The organism is Leeuwenhoekiella sp. LLG6367-2.1, from assembly GCF_045055775.1.
Classification (GTDB): domain Bacteria; phylum Bacteroidota; class Bacteroidia; order Flavobacteriales; family Flavobacteriaceae; genus Leeuwenhoekiella; species Leeuwenhoekiella aequorea.
The window spans coordinates 3,276,653-3,292,674 of sequence record NZ_CP159331.1 but is presented as its reverse complement, the minus strand read 5'-3'; the positions used below and the strand labels follow the sequence as shown (position 1 = coordinate 3,292,674).

General features: G+C 34.4%; 16 protein-coding genes. 14 read left to right on the top strand and 2 right to left on the bottom strand.

Annotated elements, in window-relative coordinates:
* The first annotated feature begins 39 nt into the window (after window positions 1-39).
* The 11 genes from ABVM53_RS14660 (at window position 40) to ABVM53_RS14610 (ending at window position 11,152) form a co-directional block, all read left to right on the top strand.
* Window positions 40-1,269 carry an HD domain-containing protein gene (locus tag ABVM53_RS14660; protein ID WP_405327535.1) on the top strand — a complete coding sequence of 410 codons (1,230 nt, stop codon included), beginning with the start codon at window positions 40-42 and terminating at the stop codon, window positions 1,267-1,269.
* Between the two features lie 24 nt (window positions 1,270-1,293).
* A complete protein-coding gene (lpxD, locus tag ABVM53_RS14655) occupies window positions 1,294-2,322 on the top strand; it encodes a UDP-3-O-(3-hydroxymyristoyl)glucosamine N-acyltransferase (RefSeq protein ID WP_405327532.1) in 1,029 nt (342 codons plus the stop codon).
* The gene (locus tag ABVM53_RS14650) at window positions 2,312-3,715 is read left to right on the top strand and encodes a bifunctional UDP-3-O-[3-hydroxymyristoyl] N-acetylglucosamine deacetylase/3-hydroxyacyl-ACP dehydratase (RefSeq protein WP_371456581.1); all 1,404 of its coding nucleotides are present in this window, start codon (window positions 2,312-2,314) and stop codon (window positions 3,713-3,715) included. Before lpxD ends, ABVM53_RS14650 begins: the two co-directional genes overlap by 11 nt.
* Window positions 3,716-3,730: 15 nt before the next feature.
* Window positions 3,731-4,516 carry an acyl-ACP--UDP-N-acetylglucosamine O-acyltransferase gene (lpxA, locus tag ABVM53_RS14645; protein ID WP_128756929.1) on the top strand — a complete coding sequence of 262 codons (786 nt, stop codon included), beginning with the start codon at window positions 3,731-3,733 and terminating at the stop codon, window positions 4,514-4,516.
* Between the two features lie 35 nt (window positions 4,517-4,551).
* On the top strand, window positions 4,552-5,118 hold the full coding sequence (efp, locus tag ABVM53_RS14640; protein WP_371456580.1) for an elongation factor P: 567 nt from the start codon (window positions 4,552-4,554) through the stop codon (window positions 5,116-5,118).
* Between the two features lies 1 nt (window position 5,119).
* Complete coding sequence (locus tag ABVM53_RS14635; protein WP_405327527.1) at window positions 5,120-6,052, top strand: UDP-3-O-(3-hydroxymyristoyl)glucosamine N-acyltransferase; 933 nt, start codon at window positions 5,120-5,122, stop codon at window positions 6,050-6,052.
* Between the two features lies 1 nt (window position 6,053).
* On the top strand, window positions 6,054-6,467 hold the full coding sequence (locus ABVM53_RS14630) for a nuclear transport factor 2 family protein (RefSeq protein ID WP_128756932.1): 414 nt from the start codon (window positions 6,054-6,056) through the stop codon (window positions 6,465-6,467).
* Window positions 6,468-6,526: 59 nt separating this feature from the next.
* Window positions 6,527-7,399: a succinate--CoA ligase subunit alpha gene (gene sucD / locus ABVM53_RS14625; protein WP_405327523.1), complete on the top strand. Its 873-nt coding sequence runs from the start codon at window positions 6,527-6,529 to the stop codon at window positions 7,397-7,399.
* A 119-nt stretch (window positions 7,400-7,518) separates the two neighbouring features.
* Window positions 7,519-8,265 carry a 3-oxoacyl-[acyl-carrier-protein] reductase gene (fabG, locus tag ABVM53_RS14620; RefSeq protein ID WP_405327520.1) on the top strand — a complete coding sequence of 249 codons (747 nt, stop codon included), beginning with the start codon at window positions 7,519-7,521 and terminating at the stop codon, window positions 8,263-8,265.
* A gap of 22 nt (window positions 8,266-8,287) precedes the next feature.
* Complete coding sequence (locus ABVM53_RS14615; RefSeq protein ID WP_405327517.1) at window positions 8,288-10,321, top strand: vWA domain-containing protein; 2,034 nt, start codon at window positions 8,288-8,290, stop codon at window positions 10,319-10,321.
* A 15-nt stretch (window positions 10,322-10,336) separates the two neighbouring features.
* Complete coding sequence (locus ABVM53_RS14610; RefSeq protein WP_128756936.1) at window positions 10,337-11,152, top strand: prohibitin family protein; 816 nt, start codon at window positions 10,337-10,339, stop codon at window positions 11,150-11,152.
* A 48-nt stretch (window positions 11,153-11,200) separates the two neighbouring features.
* On the opposite strand, the gene ABVM53_RS14605 is transcribed toward ABVM53_RS14610, so the two are convergent.
* Together ABVM53_RS14605 and ABVM53_RS14600 are read right to left on the bottom strand one after the other, a co-directional pair.
* The gene (locus tag ABVM53_RS14605) at window positions 11,201-11,776 is read right to left on the bottom strand and encodes a hypothetical protein (protein WP_371456577.1); all 576 of its coding nucleotides are present in this window, start codon (window positions 11,774-11,776) and stop codon (window positions 11,201-11,203) included.
* A 35-nt stretch (window positions 11,777-11,811) separates the two neighbouring features.
* Entirely contained in the window at window positions 11,812-12,522 is a 711-nt protein-coding gene (locus ABVM53_RS14600; protein ID WP_405327513.1) for an OmpA family protein, read from the bottom strand.
* Between the two features lie 268 nt (window positions 12,523-12,790).
* Between ABVM53_RS14600 and hisG the strand changes: the two genes are divergently transcribed.
* Genes hisG through hisC form a run of 3 tightly spaced genes read left to right on the top strand, consistent with a single transcriptional unit; the run spans window position 12,791 to window position 16,019 of the window.
* Window positions 12,791-13,651: an ATP phosphoribosyltransferase gene (hisG, locus tag ABVM53_RS14595; RefSeq protein WP_405327510.1), complete on the top strand. Its 861-nt coding sequence runs from the start codon at window positions 12,791-12,793 to the stop codon at window positions 13,649-13,651.
* 24 nt (window positions 13,652-13,675) lie between these two features.
* Window positions 13,676-14,974: a histidinol dehydrogenase gene (gene hisD / locus ABVM53_RS14590; RefSeq protein ID WP_405327507.1), complete on the top strand. Its 1,299-nt coding sequence runs from the start codon at window positions 13,676-13,678 to the stop codon at window positions 14,972-14,974.
* Window positions 14,967-16,019, top strand: a complete 1,053-nt coding sequence (hisC, locus tag ABVM53_RS14585; RefSeq protein WP_405327504.1) for a histidinol-phosphate transaminase — start codon at window positions 14,967-14,969, stop codon at window positions 16,017-16,019. Before hisD ends, hisC begins: the two co-directional genes overlap by 8 nt.
* Window positions 16,020-16,022 lie beyond the last annotated feature (3 nt).

Genomic DNA, 16,022 nt, shown 5'->3' with positions numbered 1-16,022 from the left:
GCAACACGCGAAGTTTTATTCAACTAAAAGGATTTCTGTTTGAAGACCAGCCACAAACTTACGATAATTAACGACCCTATATATGGGTTTATTACTATACCCAAAGGACTCATATTTGACCTAATACAGCATAAATATTTTCAGCGATTGAGGCGCATCTCACAAATGGGTTTATCATATCTAGTTTATCCAGGTGCACATCACACACGTTTTCATCATGCGATAGGATGTTTGCACATTATGCAAAAAGCTCTTGAAAAGCTTGTTGAGAAAGGTGTTATGATTTCTGCTGAGGAAAAAGAAGCAACTATGATCGCTATATTATTACATGATATAGGTCACGGTCCTTTTTCTCATGCTATGGAAAATAGTATCGTAGAAGAGGTACATCATGAGCAAATATCCCTTCAGTTTATGGAAACTCTGAATGCGGAGTTTAACGGAAGTTTAACCCTTGCCTTAACGATCTTCAAAGGAGATTATCACAGACCATTTTTGCATCAGCTTGTTTCAGGACAATTAGATATGGACCGTACCGACTATTTAAAAAGAGATAGCTTCTATACTGGTATGGCAGAAGGTAACATTAACACAGATCGCATTCTAGCTATGCTGAATGTAAAAGATGATGTGTTGATGATTGAGGAAAAAGGAATTTATACTATCGAAAAATTTCTAGTAGCCCGTAGATTAATGTACTGGCAGGTTTATTTGCATAAAACAAGCCTGGTTGCAGAGCAAGTATTAGTTCGTGTTTTAAAACGTGCAAAAGAGCTTACCAGTAAGGGTGTAGCATTAGAAGCTAGTAAACCTTTATCCTTTTTTTTAAAGAAAAAAAATGCAGAAGGTGTTTTTGATACCCAAGCGCTTGATATATTTTCAGCTCTTGATGATTATGACATTATTTCTGCAATGAAAACGTGGTGCGATCATGAGGACTACGTTTTAAGCAGGTTGTCTCAAATAATTATATACAGAAACCTTCCTAGAATTAAAATTAAAAAGAAACCTTTTGCAAAAGATTTCATAGAAGCAGAAAGACTGCGTGCAAAAAAAATGTTTAAACTAAGTGACCACGAAGTAGACTTTTTTGTTTTTACGGGTACAATCTCAAATCAAGCTTATACTCTTAAAAAAGAAGCAATAAACATATTAACCAGAAAAGGAAAGGTCATAGATGTTGTAGCTGCAAGCGATCAACTTAGTCTCAAAGCCTTGTCCAAGGTAATTACAAAAAACTATATATGCTACCCTAAGCAATTAAATTAAGGCTTTTTTTCTATTTTTGTCAAGATGAAATTTACCGCCGAACAGATTGCAGGGATTTTAGAAGGCTCAGTTGATGGAGACCCAAATGCAGAAGTTTCTAAACTTTCTAAGATAGAGGAAGGAACTGAAGGGTCGCTAACATTTTTAGCCAATCTTAAATACACGCCTTATATATATAAGACTAAAGCAACTATAGCTATAGTCGATCACGATTTTCACCCGGAACACGATATTTCAATAACATTAATTCGTGTAGAGAATGCCTATAAAGCATTTTCTAAATTACTAGAATATTACAATCAGGTTAAATTAAATAAAACAGGAATTGAAAGTCCGGTTTATATTTCTGAGAGTGCTCAATACGGGGCTAATATTTACCTTGGTGCTTTCAGTCATATTGGAGATAACGTTAAAATAGGAGACAACGTTAAAATTTACCCTAATGTCTATATTGGGGACAATTGTGTAATAGGAGATAATTGCGTTCTATTTTCTGGTGTAAAAATTTATTCAGATTGCATCCTTGGGGATACGGTTTATGCACATAGTGGTGTGGTTATAGGAGCAGATGGTTTTGGATTTTCTCCTGATGAATCTGGAGTATTTAGCCGAGTTCCGCAGATAGGAAACGTTATTATTGAAGACCATGTGGATATAGGAGCAGGAACATCAATTGACAGGGCTACATTAGGTTCTACGATAATAAGAAAAGGTGTAAAACTCGATAATCAAATACAAATTGCCCATAACGTAGAAATAGGAGAGCATACAGCAATTGCTGCTCAAACAGGAATTGCAGGTTCAACTAAAATTGGCAAGTTTTGCCGAATAGGCGGTCAGGTAGGAATAGTGGGTCATCTTACTATAGGAGATCGTGTAAAAATTCAAGCGCAATCAGGAATAGGCCGTAATTTAAAAGATGATGAGACCGTACAAGGTTCTCCAGCTTTAGCCTATAGTGATTACAATAAATCATACGTTCATTTTAAAAATTTACCAAGTCTGGTTCAACAAATAAATAATTTGGAAAAACAAAAGTCCAATGATAAGTAAAGCTGAAGGAAAGCAGAAAACAATCGCCGGTGAGGTTTCCCTGACCGGCGTTGGTTTACATACAGGTAAAAATGTTACACTAACATTTAAGCCATCAGAAGAAAATACAGGAATGTATTTTAAGCGTATAGATATTGAAGGTCAACCTATAATTGAGGCAAACGCAGATTACGTTGTAAATACCCAACGTGGTACTAACCTAGAAAAGCTTGGTGTTCATATTCAAACAAGTGAACACGTTCTTGCTGCTTGTGTAGGGTTAGGAATAGACAATATTTGCTTAGAAATGGATTCTCCTGAGCCACCTATTATGGATGGTTCTTCTAAGTTTTTTGTAGAAGCTCTTGAGAAAGTAGGGCTTGTGGAGCAAGAAGCTTGTAGAGAAGAATTTGTTGTAACAGAGGTTATAAGCTATCTTGATGAGAAGACAGGAAGCGAAATTATCTTGATGCCTGCAGATGAATACCAACTTACAACAATGGTTGATTTTGGTACAAAAATTCTTGGTACTCAAAATGCCAGTATTAAGAGTATAACCGAATTTAAAGATCAAATTTCAGATTCAAGAACTTTCAGTTTTTTACATGAAATTGAAATGTTATTGGAGCATGGGTTGATAAAAGGAGGAGATCTTAATAATGCCATAGTTTATGTAGATAAAGAATTGTCTGAGGAAACGATGGCAAAACTTAGAAAGGCTTTTAATAAAGATTCTATTTCGGTTAAGTCTAATGGTATTTTAGATAATCTCACTCTTAATCATCCTAATGAAGCAGCACGACATAAATTGCTGGATGTTATTGGAGATTTAGCTTTAGTTGGTATGCCTATTAAAGGCAAAGTTATTGCCAATAAACCAGGACATCACGTTAATACACAGTTTGCAAAAAAACTGAAGAAAATAATAAAGACAGAAAAACGAAATAATATACCCGTTTTTGATTTAACAAAACCACCGGTTAAAGATGTGAATGACATCATGGCGATGTTACCCCATAGGCCTCCTTTCTTGCTGGTTGACAAAATTTTAGAGATTTCTGATAACCATGTTATCGGATTGAAAAATGTGACTATGAACGAACCATTCTTTGTAGGTCACTTTCCGGGAGCCCCAGTTATGCCTGGTGTACTGCAAGTAGAAGCAATGGCTCAAACAGGTGGGATTTTGGTACTTAGTACGGTTCCTGATCCTGAAAATTACCTTACTTATTTTATGAAAATAGATAATGTGAGGTTTAAACAGCAAGTTCTACCGGGAGATACACTTATTTTTAAATTAGTTTTACTATCTCCAATACGTCGTGGTATCTGTCATATGCAGGGTAATGCCTATGTTAATGGAAAATTAGTATCTGAAGCAGAACTAATGGCTCAGATTGTTAAAGTCAAGTAAAGAAAGAAAAGATTTATGAATCAACCCTTAGCATACGTACATCCTGGAGCTAAAATCGCTAAAAATGTAGTGATTGAGCCGTTTACAACAATTAACAACAATGTTGTAATCGGTGAAGGTAGCTGGATAGGATCTAATGTTACCATAATGGAAGGTGCCAGAATAGGCAAAAATGTAAATATATTTCCAGGAGCGGTTATATCTGCTGTTCCTCAAGATAAGAAGTTTGAAGATGAAGATACTGTTACAATAATTGGTGATAACACAACAATTAGAGAGTGTGTTACAATCAACAGAGGTACTTCAGACAGAATGAAAACGCAGATTGGGAATAACTGCTGGATTATGGCTTATTGTCATATAGCCCACGATTGTATTGTAGGTGATAATTGCATATTTTCAAATAACAGTACGTTAGCCGGTCATATTACAGTAGGTGATCACGTAGTTTTAGCAGGAATGGCAGCAGTTCAACAATTTTGTACTATAGGTAACCATGCTTTTGTAACAGGTGGTTCATTAGTGCGTAAAGATGTTCCTCCTTATGTAAAAGCGGGTAGAGAGCCGTTATCATATGTAGGTATCAACTCTATAGGATTGCGAAGAAGAGGATTTACAACCGAAAAAATAAGAGAGATACAAGATATTTACAGAATCTTATATCAAAAAAATTATAATAATACTCAAGCTGTTAATATTATTGAAGTAGAAATGGAAGCAACTCCTGAGCGTGATGAGATACTTCAGTTTATACGTAATTCACAGCGAGGTATTATGAAAGGTTATTTTACAACTAATTAAAAGTTCCTTATTAAAAGGAATAAGAACTAAAATTTATGGCAAATACATCAGATATACGTAATGGAATGTGTATTCATTACAATCACGATATTTATAAAATAATTGAATTTTTACACGTTAAACCTGGAAAAGGACCTGCGTTTGTAAGAACGAAATTAAAAAGTGTTACGAACGGAAAAGTACTAGATAACACATTTTCTGCAGGTCACAAGATTGACGAAGTACGTGTAGAAACTAAAGGTTTTCAATTTTTATATCACGATGGTGAGTGGTATCACTTCATGAATACCGAAGATTTCACACAAATCCGTTTATTAGAAGCTTCTCTTGATCAGCCTGGTTTACTTAAAGAAGGTGAGATTGTATCTATAGCTATAAATACGGAAGACAACTTACCACTTTCAGTAGATATGCCAGCTCACGTAATTCTAACTGTTGTTTCTACAGAACCAGGATTAAAAGGTAATACGGCTACTAATGCGACAAAACCTGCAACTGTTGAAACAGGAGCAGAAGTTTCTGTACCTTTATTTATAAATGAAGGAGATAAAATTAAAGTAGAGACCGAAAAAGGTACTTATAAAGAGCGAATCAAAGAATAACGTGAAATTTCCTCAGAAACATACTTTGGAGCAAATTGCTACTATTCTCAATGTAGAATATGTAGGAGCTGCTGATTTTCCTGTAACTGGCATCAATGAAATTCATGTTGTTGAACCGGGTGATATTGTTTTTGTAGATCATCCTAAATATTATGATAAGGCTCTTGAATCTGCAGCTACAATTGTATTAATAAATAAAAAAGTTGAGTGCCCGGCAGGTAAAGCATTGCTAATTTCTGATGATCCTTTTAGAGATTTTAATAAATTAACTAAATACTTTAAGCCGTTTCAGAAAGCGACTAGTGCAATTTCAGATTCAGCTAGAATCGGTGTCAATACTGTAATTCAGCCTAATTGTTTCATTGGTAATAATGTGGAGATAGGAGATAATTGTATGCTTCACGCAGGGGTCACTATCTATGACAATACAATTATTGGGAATAATGTGACTATACACTCGGGAACTATATTGGGAGCTGATGCTTTTTATTATAAAAAGAGAGATACAGGTTTTGATAAATTACTTTCCGGAGGTCGTGTAATTATTAAAGATTTTGTTGATGTTGGTGCCGCATGTACTATAGACAAAGGTGTATCTGGAGATACAATTATAGGTCGAGGATCTAAATTAGATAATCAGGTACATATAGGTCACGATACACAAATAGGAGAGCAGGTGCTTATCGCTGCTCAAACCGGGATAGCAGGTTGTGTTGTGGTTGAAAATGATGTCGTAATCTGGGGTCAGGTAGGTATAGCTAGTGGTGTGACAATTAAAGAAAAAGCCGTTATATTTGGGCAGAGTGGAGTAGGCAGAACTTTAGATGGAGGTAAATCTTATTTGGGCTCACCTGCAGAGGATAGCAAGAAAAAATTCAGGGAATTGGCTTCTATTCGTCAAATACCCTATATTCTAGAACAAATAAAAAAGTAAAATGAGTAAATCAGCTAAAGATCTCGTAAGAGGTTTATATGAGTCAGACTTTTTTAATGATTCAAGTGTTTTAAAAAAATATTTACATAAGGATGCAGAATTATACTGGAATGCATCTACTGGTTTTTCAAAGATGACCTATAAGGACATTTCTGATATGTCATCAGAAATGGGCAAATCATTTGTGTCTTTACGATCTTCTATTACCCATTTAATGGCAGAAGACAATCAGGTATCTATACGATTAACCTACTACATTAGAACTGTAGAAAATCCTGAAGAAGAGGTGGGGATTATTCATTTTATGGCAATCTGGGAACTTAAAGATGGTTTGCTTTATAAGGGATATCAAATAAGTCAACCTAGTGATCAGGATCCTCAAAATTTAGATGCACACATACGTATAAAGTCTTAAAATTCCTTTAGGGTTCTCCCATAAAAAATTACTTTTGTACCACAAAATTCAAACAACTCATGAGCGTTTTAGTAAATAAAGATTCCAAAATTATTGTACAAGGTTTTACCGGTAGTGAAGGTACATTTCACGCAGGTCAGATGATAGATTACGGCACTAATGTAGTTGGTGGTGTAACACCTGGGAAAGGTGGTCAAATGCACCTTGACAAGCCTGTATTTAATACAGTTTCTGAAGCTGTAAAAGAAACAGGAGCAGATGTGTCTATTATCTTTGTACCACCTGCATTTGCTGCAGATGCAATTATGGAGTCTGCTGACGCTGGGATTAAGGTAATTATTACAATTACTGAAGGTATTCCTGTATCAGATATGATAAAGGCTTCAAACTATATTAAAAATATTGACTGTAGGTTAATAGGTCCTAACTGTCCTGGTGTGATTACTCCGGGTGAAGCTAAAGTGGGAATTATGCCTGGTTTTGTATTTAAAAAAGGAAAAGTAGGTATTGTTTCAAAATCAGGAACGCTTACATACGAAGCTGCTGATCAGGTAGTGAAGCAAGGTTTAGGTATTACAACCGCAATAGGTATTGGTGGAGATCCGATAATAGGAACGACAACTAAAGAAGCAGTTGAGTTATTAATTAATGACCCTGATACGGATGCAGTGGTTATGATTGGTGAAATAGGTGGACAATTAGAGGCAGAGGCTGCACGCTGGATAAAGGCTAGTGGTACAACAAAGCCAGTAATTGGTTTTATAGCAGGTGAAACTGCTCCTGCTGGAAGAACAATGGGTCACGCAGGTGCAATTGTTTCGGGTGAAGGTGAGTCTGCTGCAGACAAGAAAAAAATATTAAGAGAATGTGGAGTTCACGTTGTAGATTCTCCAGCTGAAATAGGAAAAAAGGTTGCTGAACTTTTAGCTTAATCTAATTTTCAAGATACTTGAAAACCGACACGCAATGTGTCGGTTTTTTTATGTGCAAACACCTCAAGTTTGCTATATTTACTAACATTCGTAGAAAATAACCATTCAATAAAATTAGAATGAAACTTTTAGAAGGAAAAAATACAATTATAACAGGTGCCAGCCGTGGAATAGGAAATGGTATCGCTAAAGTTTTTGCTCAAAATGGAGCTAATGTTGCTTTTACTTACAGCTCATCTGCCGGTCCTGCAGAAGACCTAGAAAAAGAACTTATCGCATTAGGAGTAAAGGCGAAGGCTTATAAATCAAATGCGGCTTCATTTGAAGATTGTCAAGAGTTAATCAAGCTAATAAGTGAAGATTTTGAAAGTATTGACATACTCGTAAATAATGCTGGTATTACAAAAGATAATTTGCTTATGCGTATGAGTGAAGCAGATTTTGATCAGGTTATTGAGGTTAACCTAAAGTCTATTTTTAATATGACCAAAGCAGTACAACGTACCATGCTTAAACAACGCTATGGTAGTATTATTAATATGAGTTCTGTAGTAGGTGTTAAAGGCAATGCAGGACAAGCTAATTATGCGGCTTCTAAAGCCGGTATAATAGGTTTCTCAAAGTCTATGGCTTTAGAGTTAGGTTCTCGTAACATACGAACAAATGTTGTAGCTCCTGGTTTTATAGAAACTGAAATGACTGCAAAACTGGATGAGAAAACAGTTGCTGGATGGCGAGATGCTATTCCTCTTAAAAGAGGTGGATCTACAGAAGACATTGCAAATGCTTGCGTTTTCTTAGGAAGCGATATGAGTGCTTATATTACCGGCCAGGTTTTACAAGTAGATGGAGGTATGCTTACCTAAATTTTAGATAGATATTATATATATGGCAGTATCAACAATTTTATATATTATCCTCATTGGGATAATAGCGTTGATTACTGCCATTTTTTTTTATTTCTATAAACCTGAACGTTCCAGAAATTTAAGATATATCTTAAGTGGTCTTAGATTTTTATCAATTTTTACAATTCTACTTCTTCTATTAAATCCTGAAATTAAACAGATAACGTACACGACAATAAAACCAAAACTTGCTCTTGCTGTAGATAATTCAGAATCTATAGAATACTTAAGAGCTAAAAGTGGAGTTAAGTCGTTGGTCAACAAACTTATTAATGACAAGCGTTTAAATAAGCGTTTTGATATTGATACGTACAAATTTGGTGGCGAGTTACAAGTTCTTGATAGTTTAGATTTTTTAGAGAATACAACAGATGTAGCTAATGCTATTTCGGGATTATCAAAAATCTACAAAGATGATTCCTATATTCCTATTTTAATTACAGATGGCAATTCAAATTTGGGTGCTAACTACCGTTATAGCAATACTTCCTTAAAAAAGAAACCTCTCAATTTTGTCGTTGTTGGCGATACAACTCAATATGAAGATTTAAGTATTCTACGTACAAACGTAAATAAGTACGCCTATCTCAAAAATGAATTTCCAGTCGAAATTACAACCAGTTATCAAGGTGTGCAACAGGTAAATGCGATTTTGACTGTAAAGCATAAAGGCTCTGTGGTTTATAAAGAAAGGTACTTATATTCTGAAAGTTCAAACTCGAAAAAATTTAATTTTCATTTAAGAGCATCAGAAATAGGTGTTCAAAATTATACAGCTACTATTACTGGTCTGAGTAACGAAAAAAATACAGTTAATAACACTATGAATTTTGCTGTTGAAGTTATAGATCAGCGCTCTAAGATTTTAATTACTTATTCTGTATTACATCCTGACCTGGGTACTTTGAAAAAAAGTATTGAGCAAAATCAGTTGAGATCAGCAGATATAAAAAATATTAACTCCGTTAAATCTACAGACATAAACGCCTACGATTTAATTATCTTATTTGAACCTGATTCGCAATTTGAAAATATATATAACGAATTAAATAAGCTTAATAAAAACAGATTTATAATAGCTGGCAAAGCAACTAATCGGCGCTTCTTTAATACCATTCAAAAGGTTGTTTCTTTACCATTAAATAATCAAACTGAAGAGGTTCATCCGCTAATCAATAAAGATTTCTCAACATTTCAACTTGAGGATTTAGACCTTAAAAATTATCCACCTATTCAAGCTCAGTTCGGAACTGTAAAAATTTCGGGTCAAAGCGATATATTAGCGTATCAAAGAATAAATGGCGTAGCGACTAAAAATCCGTTATTAGGAGTAACAACTCTAGCGGGTAGAAAAGAGGTCTATTTATTTGGAACAGGTATTCATCAATGGAGAATGCAGAACTTTATCGCTGAAGCTAATTTTAAAGAATTTGATAAGCTATTTGATAAATTAGTTCAATTTGCAGCTTCAGACGATCGTAAAGATCGCTTACTGGTAGATTTTGAACGTTTTTATTATGGCGGTAATTCAATTAAATTGAGTGCCAGATTTTTTGATCAAAATTATATTTTTGATCCTAATGCGCAATTAACTATAAAAATTAGTGGTAGCGACTCAACTTATGAATCCCCGCTAGCTTTTAAGGGAACAGCATTTGAAGCTACATTATCCAATTTAACTCCAGATACGTATACATTTTCAGTGATAGAGAAGAGAAGTGGCTTATCCTATTCTGGAGGATTTACTATTATTCCTTATAATCTGGAACATCAGAATATAAATGCAGATTATAATAAAATGAAACTTGTGGCTAAAGAATCTGAAGGTATCATTGTTACCTCTACGCATTTAGACGATCTAATTAATCAACTTTTAAACGATGATAGATATACTCCCGTGCAGCGAGCCACCGAAAGAAATGTCTCTGCAATAAATTACATTATATTATTAATTATTATCGCTTCGAGTTTATCTTGTGAGTGGTTTATTAGAAAATACAACGGACTTATATAAATTGAATATTACATTATGGATAAATTACCGAAGTTAGGAATACCGATAATTATCGGAGCAATCGTTATTATCATTTTGATAGCAAAATCTGCTGTTACAATCGACTCTGGTGAAGCCGGAGTGCTTTATCAACCATTTAATGGGGGAGTTGTTACAGATAAACCACCGCTGGGAGAAGGATTTCATATTGTCGCTCCTTGGAATAAAGTTTTCATTTATGAAGTTAGAAGACAAGAACTTAAAGAAATAATGAATGTTTTATCTTCTAATGGTTTAGATATTAAATTAGAAGCCTCTGTATGGTATCAACCGGAAGCTAAAAATCTGGGGAAATTACATCAGGAGATAGGAGGTGATTATCTCAATAGAATTTTACTTCCTACCATACGATCTGCAGCTCGATCTGTCGTAGGGCGTTATACACCAGAACAGTTATATTCATCAAAACGAGATGCTATTCAAGCTGAGATTTTTGACGAAACTAAGAAAATAATCAAAAATCAGTATATACAACTTGATGAAGTTCTTGTGCGTGATGTGACACTTCCTGCGACTATTAAAGAAGCTATAGAGCGAAAGCTTAAGCAGGAACAAGAGTCTTTAGAATATGAGTTTAGGTTAATCTCTGCACAAAAAGAAGCAGAGCGTCAAGTAATTGAAGCGCAAGGTAAATCTGACGCAAACCGAATTTTAAGTCAGTCCCTTAATGATCAAATCTTAAAAGATAAAGGTATTGAAGCAACCTTAATGTTAGCCAAATCGACTAATGCGAAAGTAGTTGTAATTGGGTCGGGGAAAGATGGAATGCCTCTAATACTTGGAAATAATTAATCTTCACAGTACAACACAAAAAAGCTCCGATGAAAATCGGAGCTTTTTTTATGCTTTTTTCATTCGTATAGGATGCGCTTTAAACGCTTTGCGTTTACTTTCGGCAAGCATTTTGGCTTTAGAAACCCAGTGATCATTAAGAATTCGATCTGGAAAAAATTGAATAAGTTCTGTAACGATTTCGATATCCCTTGAATTGAATTTGCTTATTTGATCAAAAGTAAAAATGCCAATATCATTTAATTTTTCTTCAGTATAAGGTCCTATACCTGTAATTTTTTGAAGATTATCAGCATCGCTTTCATCTGCATGACCCAGTCGGTCAAAATCAAGTTCACCATCCTTAACTGCCGATTGTGGATATGATTTAGCTCTTTTTCTTGGAGGTTTAGCTAGATTCTTAAGAGTAGCTACTTTCTTGTAAGGCTCGTCATTTACTTCTTCAACGAGTTCGTTATGTATTTGATCTTCTTCCGTACCGGTTAAGTCTAATAATTTCTGAAGCTTATTCATCTTCTTCAAGTACTTTGATTTCTGATAATAGAAAGCAAAAAAGTAACCTATCAAAAATGACGCTAGCATTAAAAAGAAAACCTCAATGTAAATCAAAGGAATTGATATCATATCTGAATTTTTCTGTATGTAAATTAAATAAGGTATCATTCGATTACAACTTCTATTCTGTTATTCTTCTTTCTTTCAGATTCATTTGTATTTAAAACAATAGGATCGCTTTCACCCTTAGAATATGCAAAAATTTGATTTTCAGGCAATTTTAAGCGTACTAAGATATAATTTCTTACTTGAACGGCCTCTTTATAGGCCATTTTATAGTTATCAATTTCACTTCCCACATAATCTGTGTATCCTATGACTTTTACTTTTGCCTTAGGTTTTTTCTCTAATCTTAACTTTATATAATCTAAAAAATCCTGAGACGATAAATTATCTACGACTCTTCCGCCTATAGAAAATTCTGGATAAAATGTATAATCCACTCTACGCGAATTTATAGATTTATTATTGATCCCAGAATGAAGCTGAGCTTCTCTCAAACGTTCCTTATCTTTTTCTAAAGCTTGTGTATTAGATTCAATATTTTTAGTTAGTGTTTCAATTAACTGTTCATTACTGCGACTCAAATTATTATCAACAAACGAATTTATATTTGAATCTTCTAAACCTTTATTGGAAAGGGTGTTTAAGGAATCATCATCATTAAGATTAATTCCCGTACCGGCCAATTCGGTTACAGGCGCATAGGAGCTAAAAATACTTTTTCTATTTAAAGCATCGCTTGCATTTAAAAAATAGAGACCAATGGCACTCCATCCTAAAAACACTAAAAAAGCTATCGAAAAATTTTTCATACCCTACTTTTAATCAAAAATAACACTTTAACTTAAATAATATACTTTACATCTAAAAAGTATATTAATAGAAGCTCACATTCTATTATTTTTTTATAAATTCGCTTTCACATATGAAAAGAACAGCTTTGCATCATCATCATTTTTATTCACGCACTCAAGCGAGGTAAAAATGTTGTGTATAGCTAAATTATAAATAACAGTAACCCGTTTGAGTCATTCAAACGGGTTTTCTGTTTTTGAATGGCTCAAGCCTAACAATCAAAAAATGACAAAAAAAATTCGAATTGCTATTCAAAAATCTGGAAGACTGAATGAGGAATCGCTCCAAATTCTAAAAGACTGTGGTGTTTCTATTGATAATGGTCGTGACCAATTAAAAGCTAGTGCTGCAAACTTCCCACTTGAAGTATTTTATTTACGTAATGGGGATATTCCTCAGTATTTACGGGATGGTGTAGTTGACATTGCTATTCTGGGTGAGAATGTGCTTGTTGAAAAAGGTGAAGACATTTCTATTGCTCAGAAATTAGGATTCTCAAGATGTCGCGTTTCGCTTGCAGTGCCAAAGGGAACAAAATATGAATCTGTAAAAGATTTTGAAGGAAAGAAAATTGCAACTTCATATCCCAATACTGTAATAAATTATCTGGAACAGTACGGAGTAAAGGCAGATTTACACATTATTAACGGTTCCGTTGAAATAGCTCCAAACATTGGTCTTGCTGATGCGATTTGTGATATCGTTTCCAGCGGAAGTACCCTTTTTAAAAATAACTTAAAAGAAGTTGAAGTAATGCTGAAGTCTGAAGCGGTACTTGCAGTTTCTTCAAAAATAGACTTGGAACGTCAGGAAATTTTAGATAAACTCCTTTTTAGATTTAAAGCAGTATTAAAAGGAAGAGATTATAAATATGTTCTTTTAAATGCTCCTAACGATCGTCTTGATGATATTATTAAGATGTTGCCGGGTATGAAAAGTCCTACGGTTCTTCCGCTTGCAGAAGAAGGCTGGAGCAGTGTACACTCTGTAATAGATAAGCAAGCATTTTGGGAAGTTATAGATAACCTTAAAGATGCCGGTGCACAAGGGATATTAGTTAGTGATATTGAAAAAATGGTGCTATAGCCTGTCGCATTTAATTGAGGTATTATGATCAAAATAGACAACCCAGATCGTTCTTCGTGGGATGAACTTTTAAAAAGACCTACACAGACTTATGAGCAAATCGAAGGCACCGTACTTGAAGTTTTTAAAGAAATACAAGCTAAAGGTGATGATGCTGTAAATTTTTATACTCAGAAGTTCGACGGAATTCAGTTAAAAACAATACAAGTCTCAGATTCTGAAATTAACTTAGCAAATGATCAAGTAAATCAGGATCTTAAAAACGCTATAAAGCTTGCTAAGCAGAATATAGAAAAATTTCACAAAGCTCAAGTAACATCACCTGTTCGTGTTGAGACTAGTGAAGGTGTGAATTGCTGGCAAGAAAAGAGACCTATTCAAAAAGTAGGTTTATATATTCCCGGAGGTACAGCACCGTTATTTTCTACTATTTTAATGCTTGCAATTCCTGCAAAAATTGCGGGATGCAAAGAAATTATATTATGCACTCCTCCAGATAAAAATGGAAATATAAATCCGGCAATTTTATTTACAGCTGCCTTATGCGGTATAGATAAAATTTTTAAAGTAGGAGGTATTCAAGCTATAGGTGCAATGACTTTTGGGACAGAAACTATCTCTAAAGTTTATAAAATATTTGGTCCCGGAAATCAATTTGTAACGGTCGCTAAACAAATGGCTACAAAATACAATGTAAGTATAGATATGCCTGCAGGACCATCAGAATTATTAGTTGTAGCAGATGATACCGCAGAACCCCCTTTTGTTGCCTCAGATCTTTTGAGTCAGGCAGAGCACGGCGCAGATAGCCAGGTAATTCTGGTTTCTACTTCAAAAGAATTAATTTATGCGGTAGAACGTGAAATTGAATCCCAATTAGCCGTGCTACCTCGGAAAGAATTAGCAGAACAAGCAATTGTCAATAGCAAACTCATTTTTGTTGAAGATCACAAAACTGCATTGGAATTAATTGATGAATATGGTCCAGAGCATTTTATTGTTGCCACAAATGACAATAATTATTATGTAGAAAATATAGCTAATGCAGGTTCTGTTTTTATTGGGAATTATACTCCTGAATCTGCTGGAGACTACGCCTCCGGAACAAATCATACCTTACCTACTAATGGATATGCGAAGCAGTATAGTGGAGTGAACCTCGACAGTTTTATGAAAAGTATGACTTTTCAAGAATTAACTCCTCAAGGTATCCAAAATATAGGTATCCAAATTGAACTTATGGCTGCGGCAGAAGGATTACAAGCACACAAAAATGCAGTAACCTTACGTCTTAACAAATTAAAACAAAATCCGAATGCCTAATCAAACATTCTACTTAGAAAAATTGGTTCGTGATAACGTGGCTAAGCTTAAGCCTTATTCCTCTGCACGAGATGAATTTAAAGATTTTCACGAGGATATGGTATTTTTAGATGCTAACGAAAATCCCTATAATACCGGTGTTAATAGATATCCAGATCCACAGCAAGTTACTTTAAAACAACATTTATCATCTGTAAAACGCGTTCCTGTAGATCAGATTTTATTAGGTAATGGTAGTGATGAAGTTCTTGATTTGTTGTTTAGAGCCTTCTGCGAACCTAATGTAGATAATGTGATTACACTTCCGCCTACGTATGGGATGTATGCTGTTCTTGCTGCTACTAATGCTATTGCTAATAGAGAAGTTTTATTATCTAAAGATTTTCAGCCAGATGTAAATTCTATTCTGGATCAGGTAGATCATCAAACTAAAATGATCTTTTTATGCTCTCCAAATAATCCAACTGCGAATAGTTTTGAAGCAGCGTCTATAACCTATTTGTTGGAAAACTTTAAAGGTTTAGTGGTTGTTGATGAAGCTTACATTGATTTTTCGGCTGCGGAAAGTTGGTCTACTCAATTACATAATTATCCTAATCTTGTAATTATTCAAACCTTGTCTAAAGCATATGGTTTAGCAGGAATACGATTGGGAATTTGTTATGCTTCTGCAGAAATAATAGGTGTACTTAATAAAATTAAGCCTCCTTATAATGTAAATGAATTAACACAGAAACGAGCTCTTGAACGTATTCTTAATTACGAATCAGTAGCAAGTGAAATTAATTCAATATTAAAGCAAAGAGATGCTTTATCTAAAGTTTTACTTGAAGTGAATTATGTAAATAAAGTGTATCCTTCAGAAGCCAACTTTATTTTGGCTCGGGTTGATGATGCTAATAAAAGATATAATCAATTACTTGAGAAAGGAATAGTAGTGCGTAATAGAAGTAATCAAGCTTTATGTGAGAATACATTGCGATTTACTGTAGGGACAACTGAGGAAAATGAAAAACTAATTGCAGTTTTAAAAGAGCTGGCATAAACG

What these genes read in the sequence shown, in the direction of transcription:
- lpxD (WP_405327532.1), top strand. Translation starts at nt 1,294, where the DNA reads ATGAAATTTACCGCCGAACAGATTGCAGGGATTTTAGAAGGCTCAGTT.
- ABVM53_RS14650 (WP_371456581.1), top strand. Translation starts at nt 2,312, where the DNA reads ATGATAAGTAAAGCTGAAGGAAAGCAGAAAACAATCGCCGGTGAGGTT.
- lpxA (WP_128756929.1), top strand. Translation starts at nt 3,731, where the DNA reads ATGAATCAACCCTTAGCATACGTACATCCTGGAGCTAAAATCGCTAAA.
- efp (WP_371456580.1), top strand. Translation starts at nt 4,552, where the DNA reads ATGGCAAATACATCAGATATACGTAATGGAATGTGTATTCATTACAAT.
- ABVM53_RS14630 (WP_128756932.1), top strand. Translation starts at nt 6,054, where the DNA reads ATGAGTAAATCAGCTAAAGATCTCGTAAGAGGTTTATATGAGTCAGAC.
- sucD (WP_405327523.1), top strand. Translation starts at nt 6,527, where the DNA reads ATGAGCGTTTTAGTAAATAAAGATTCCAAAATTATTGTACAAGGTTTT.
- fabG (WP_405327520.1), top strand. Translation starts at nt 7,519, where the DNA reads ATGAAACTTTTAGAAGGAAAAAATACAATTATAACAGGTGCCAGCCGT.
- ABVM53_RS14615 (WP_405327517.1), top strand. Translation starts at nt 8,288, where the DNA reads ATGGCAGTATCAACAATTTTATATATTATCCTCATTGGGATAATAGCG.
- ABVM53_RS14610 (WP_128756936.1), top strand. Translation starts at nt 10,337, where the DNA reads ATGGATAAATTACCGAAGTTAGGAATACCGATAATTATCGGAGCAATC.
- ABVM53_RS14605 (WP_371456577.1), bottom strand. Translation starts at nt 11,776, where the DNA reads ATGATATCAATTCCTTTGATTTACATTGAGGTTTTCTTTTTAATGCTA.
- ABVM53_RS14600 (WP_405327513.1), bottom strand. Translation starts at nt 12,522, where the DNA reads ATGAAAAATTTTTCGATAGCTTTTTTAGTGTTTTTAGGATGGAGTGCC.
- hisG (WP_405327510.1), top strand. Translation starts at nt 12,791, where the DNA reads ATGACAAAAAAAATTCGAATTGCTATTCAAAAATCTGGAAGACTGAAT.
- hisD (WP_405327507.1), top strand. Translation starts at nt 13,676, where the DNA reads ATGATCAAAATAGACAACCCAGATCGTTCTTCGTGGGATGAACTTTTA.
- hisC (WP_405327504.1), top strand. Translation starts at nt 14,967, where the DNA reads ATGCCTAATCAAACATTCTACTTAGAAAAATTGGTTCGTGATAACGTG.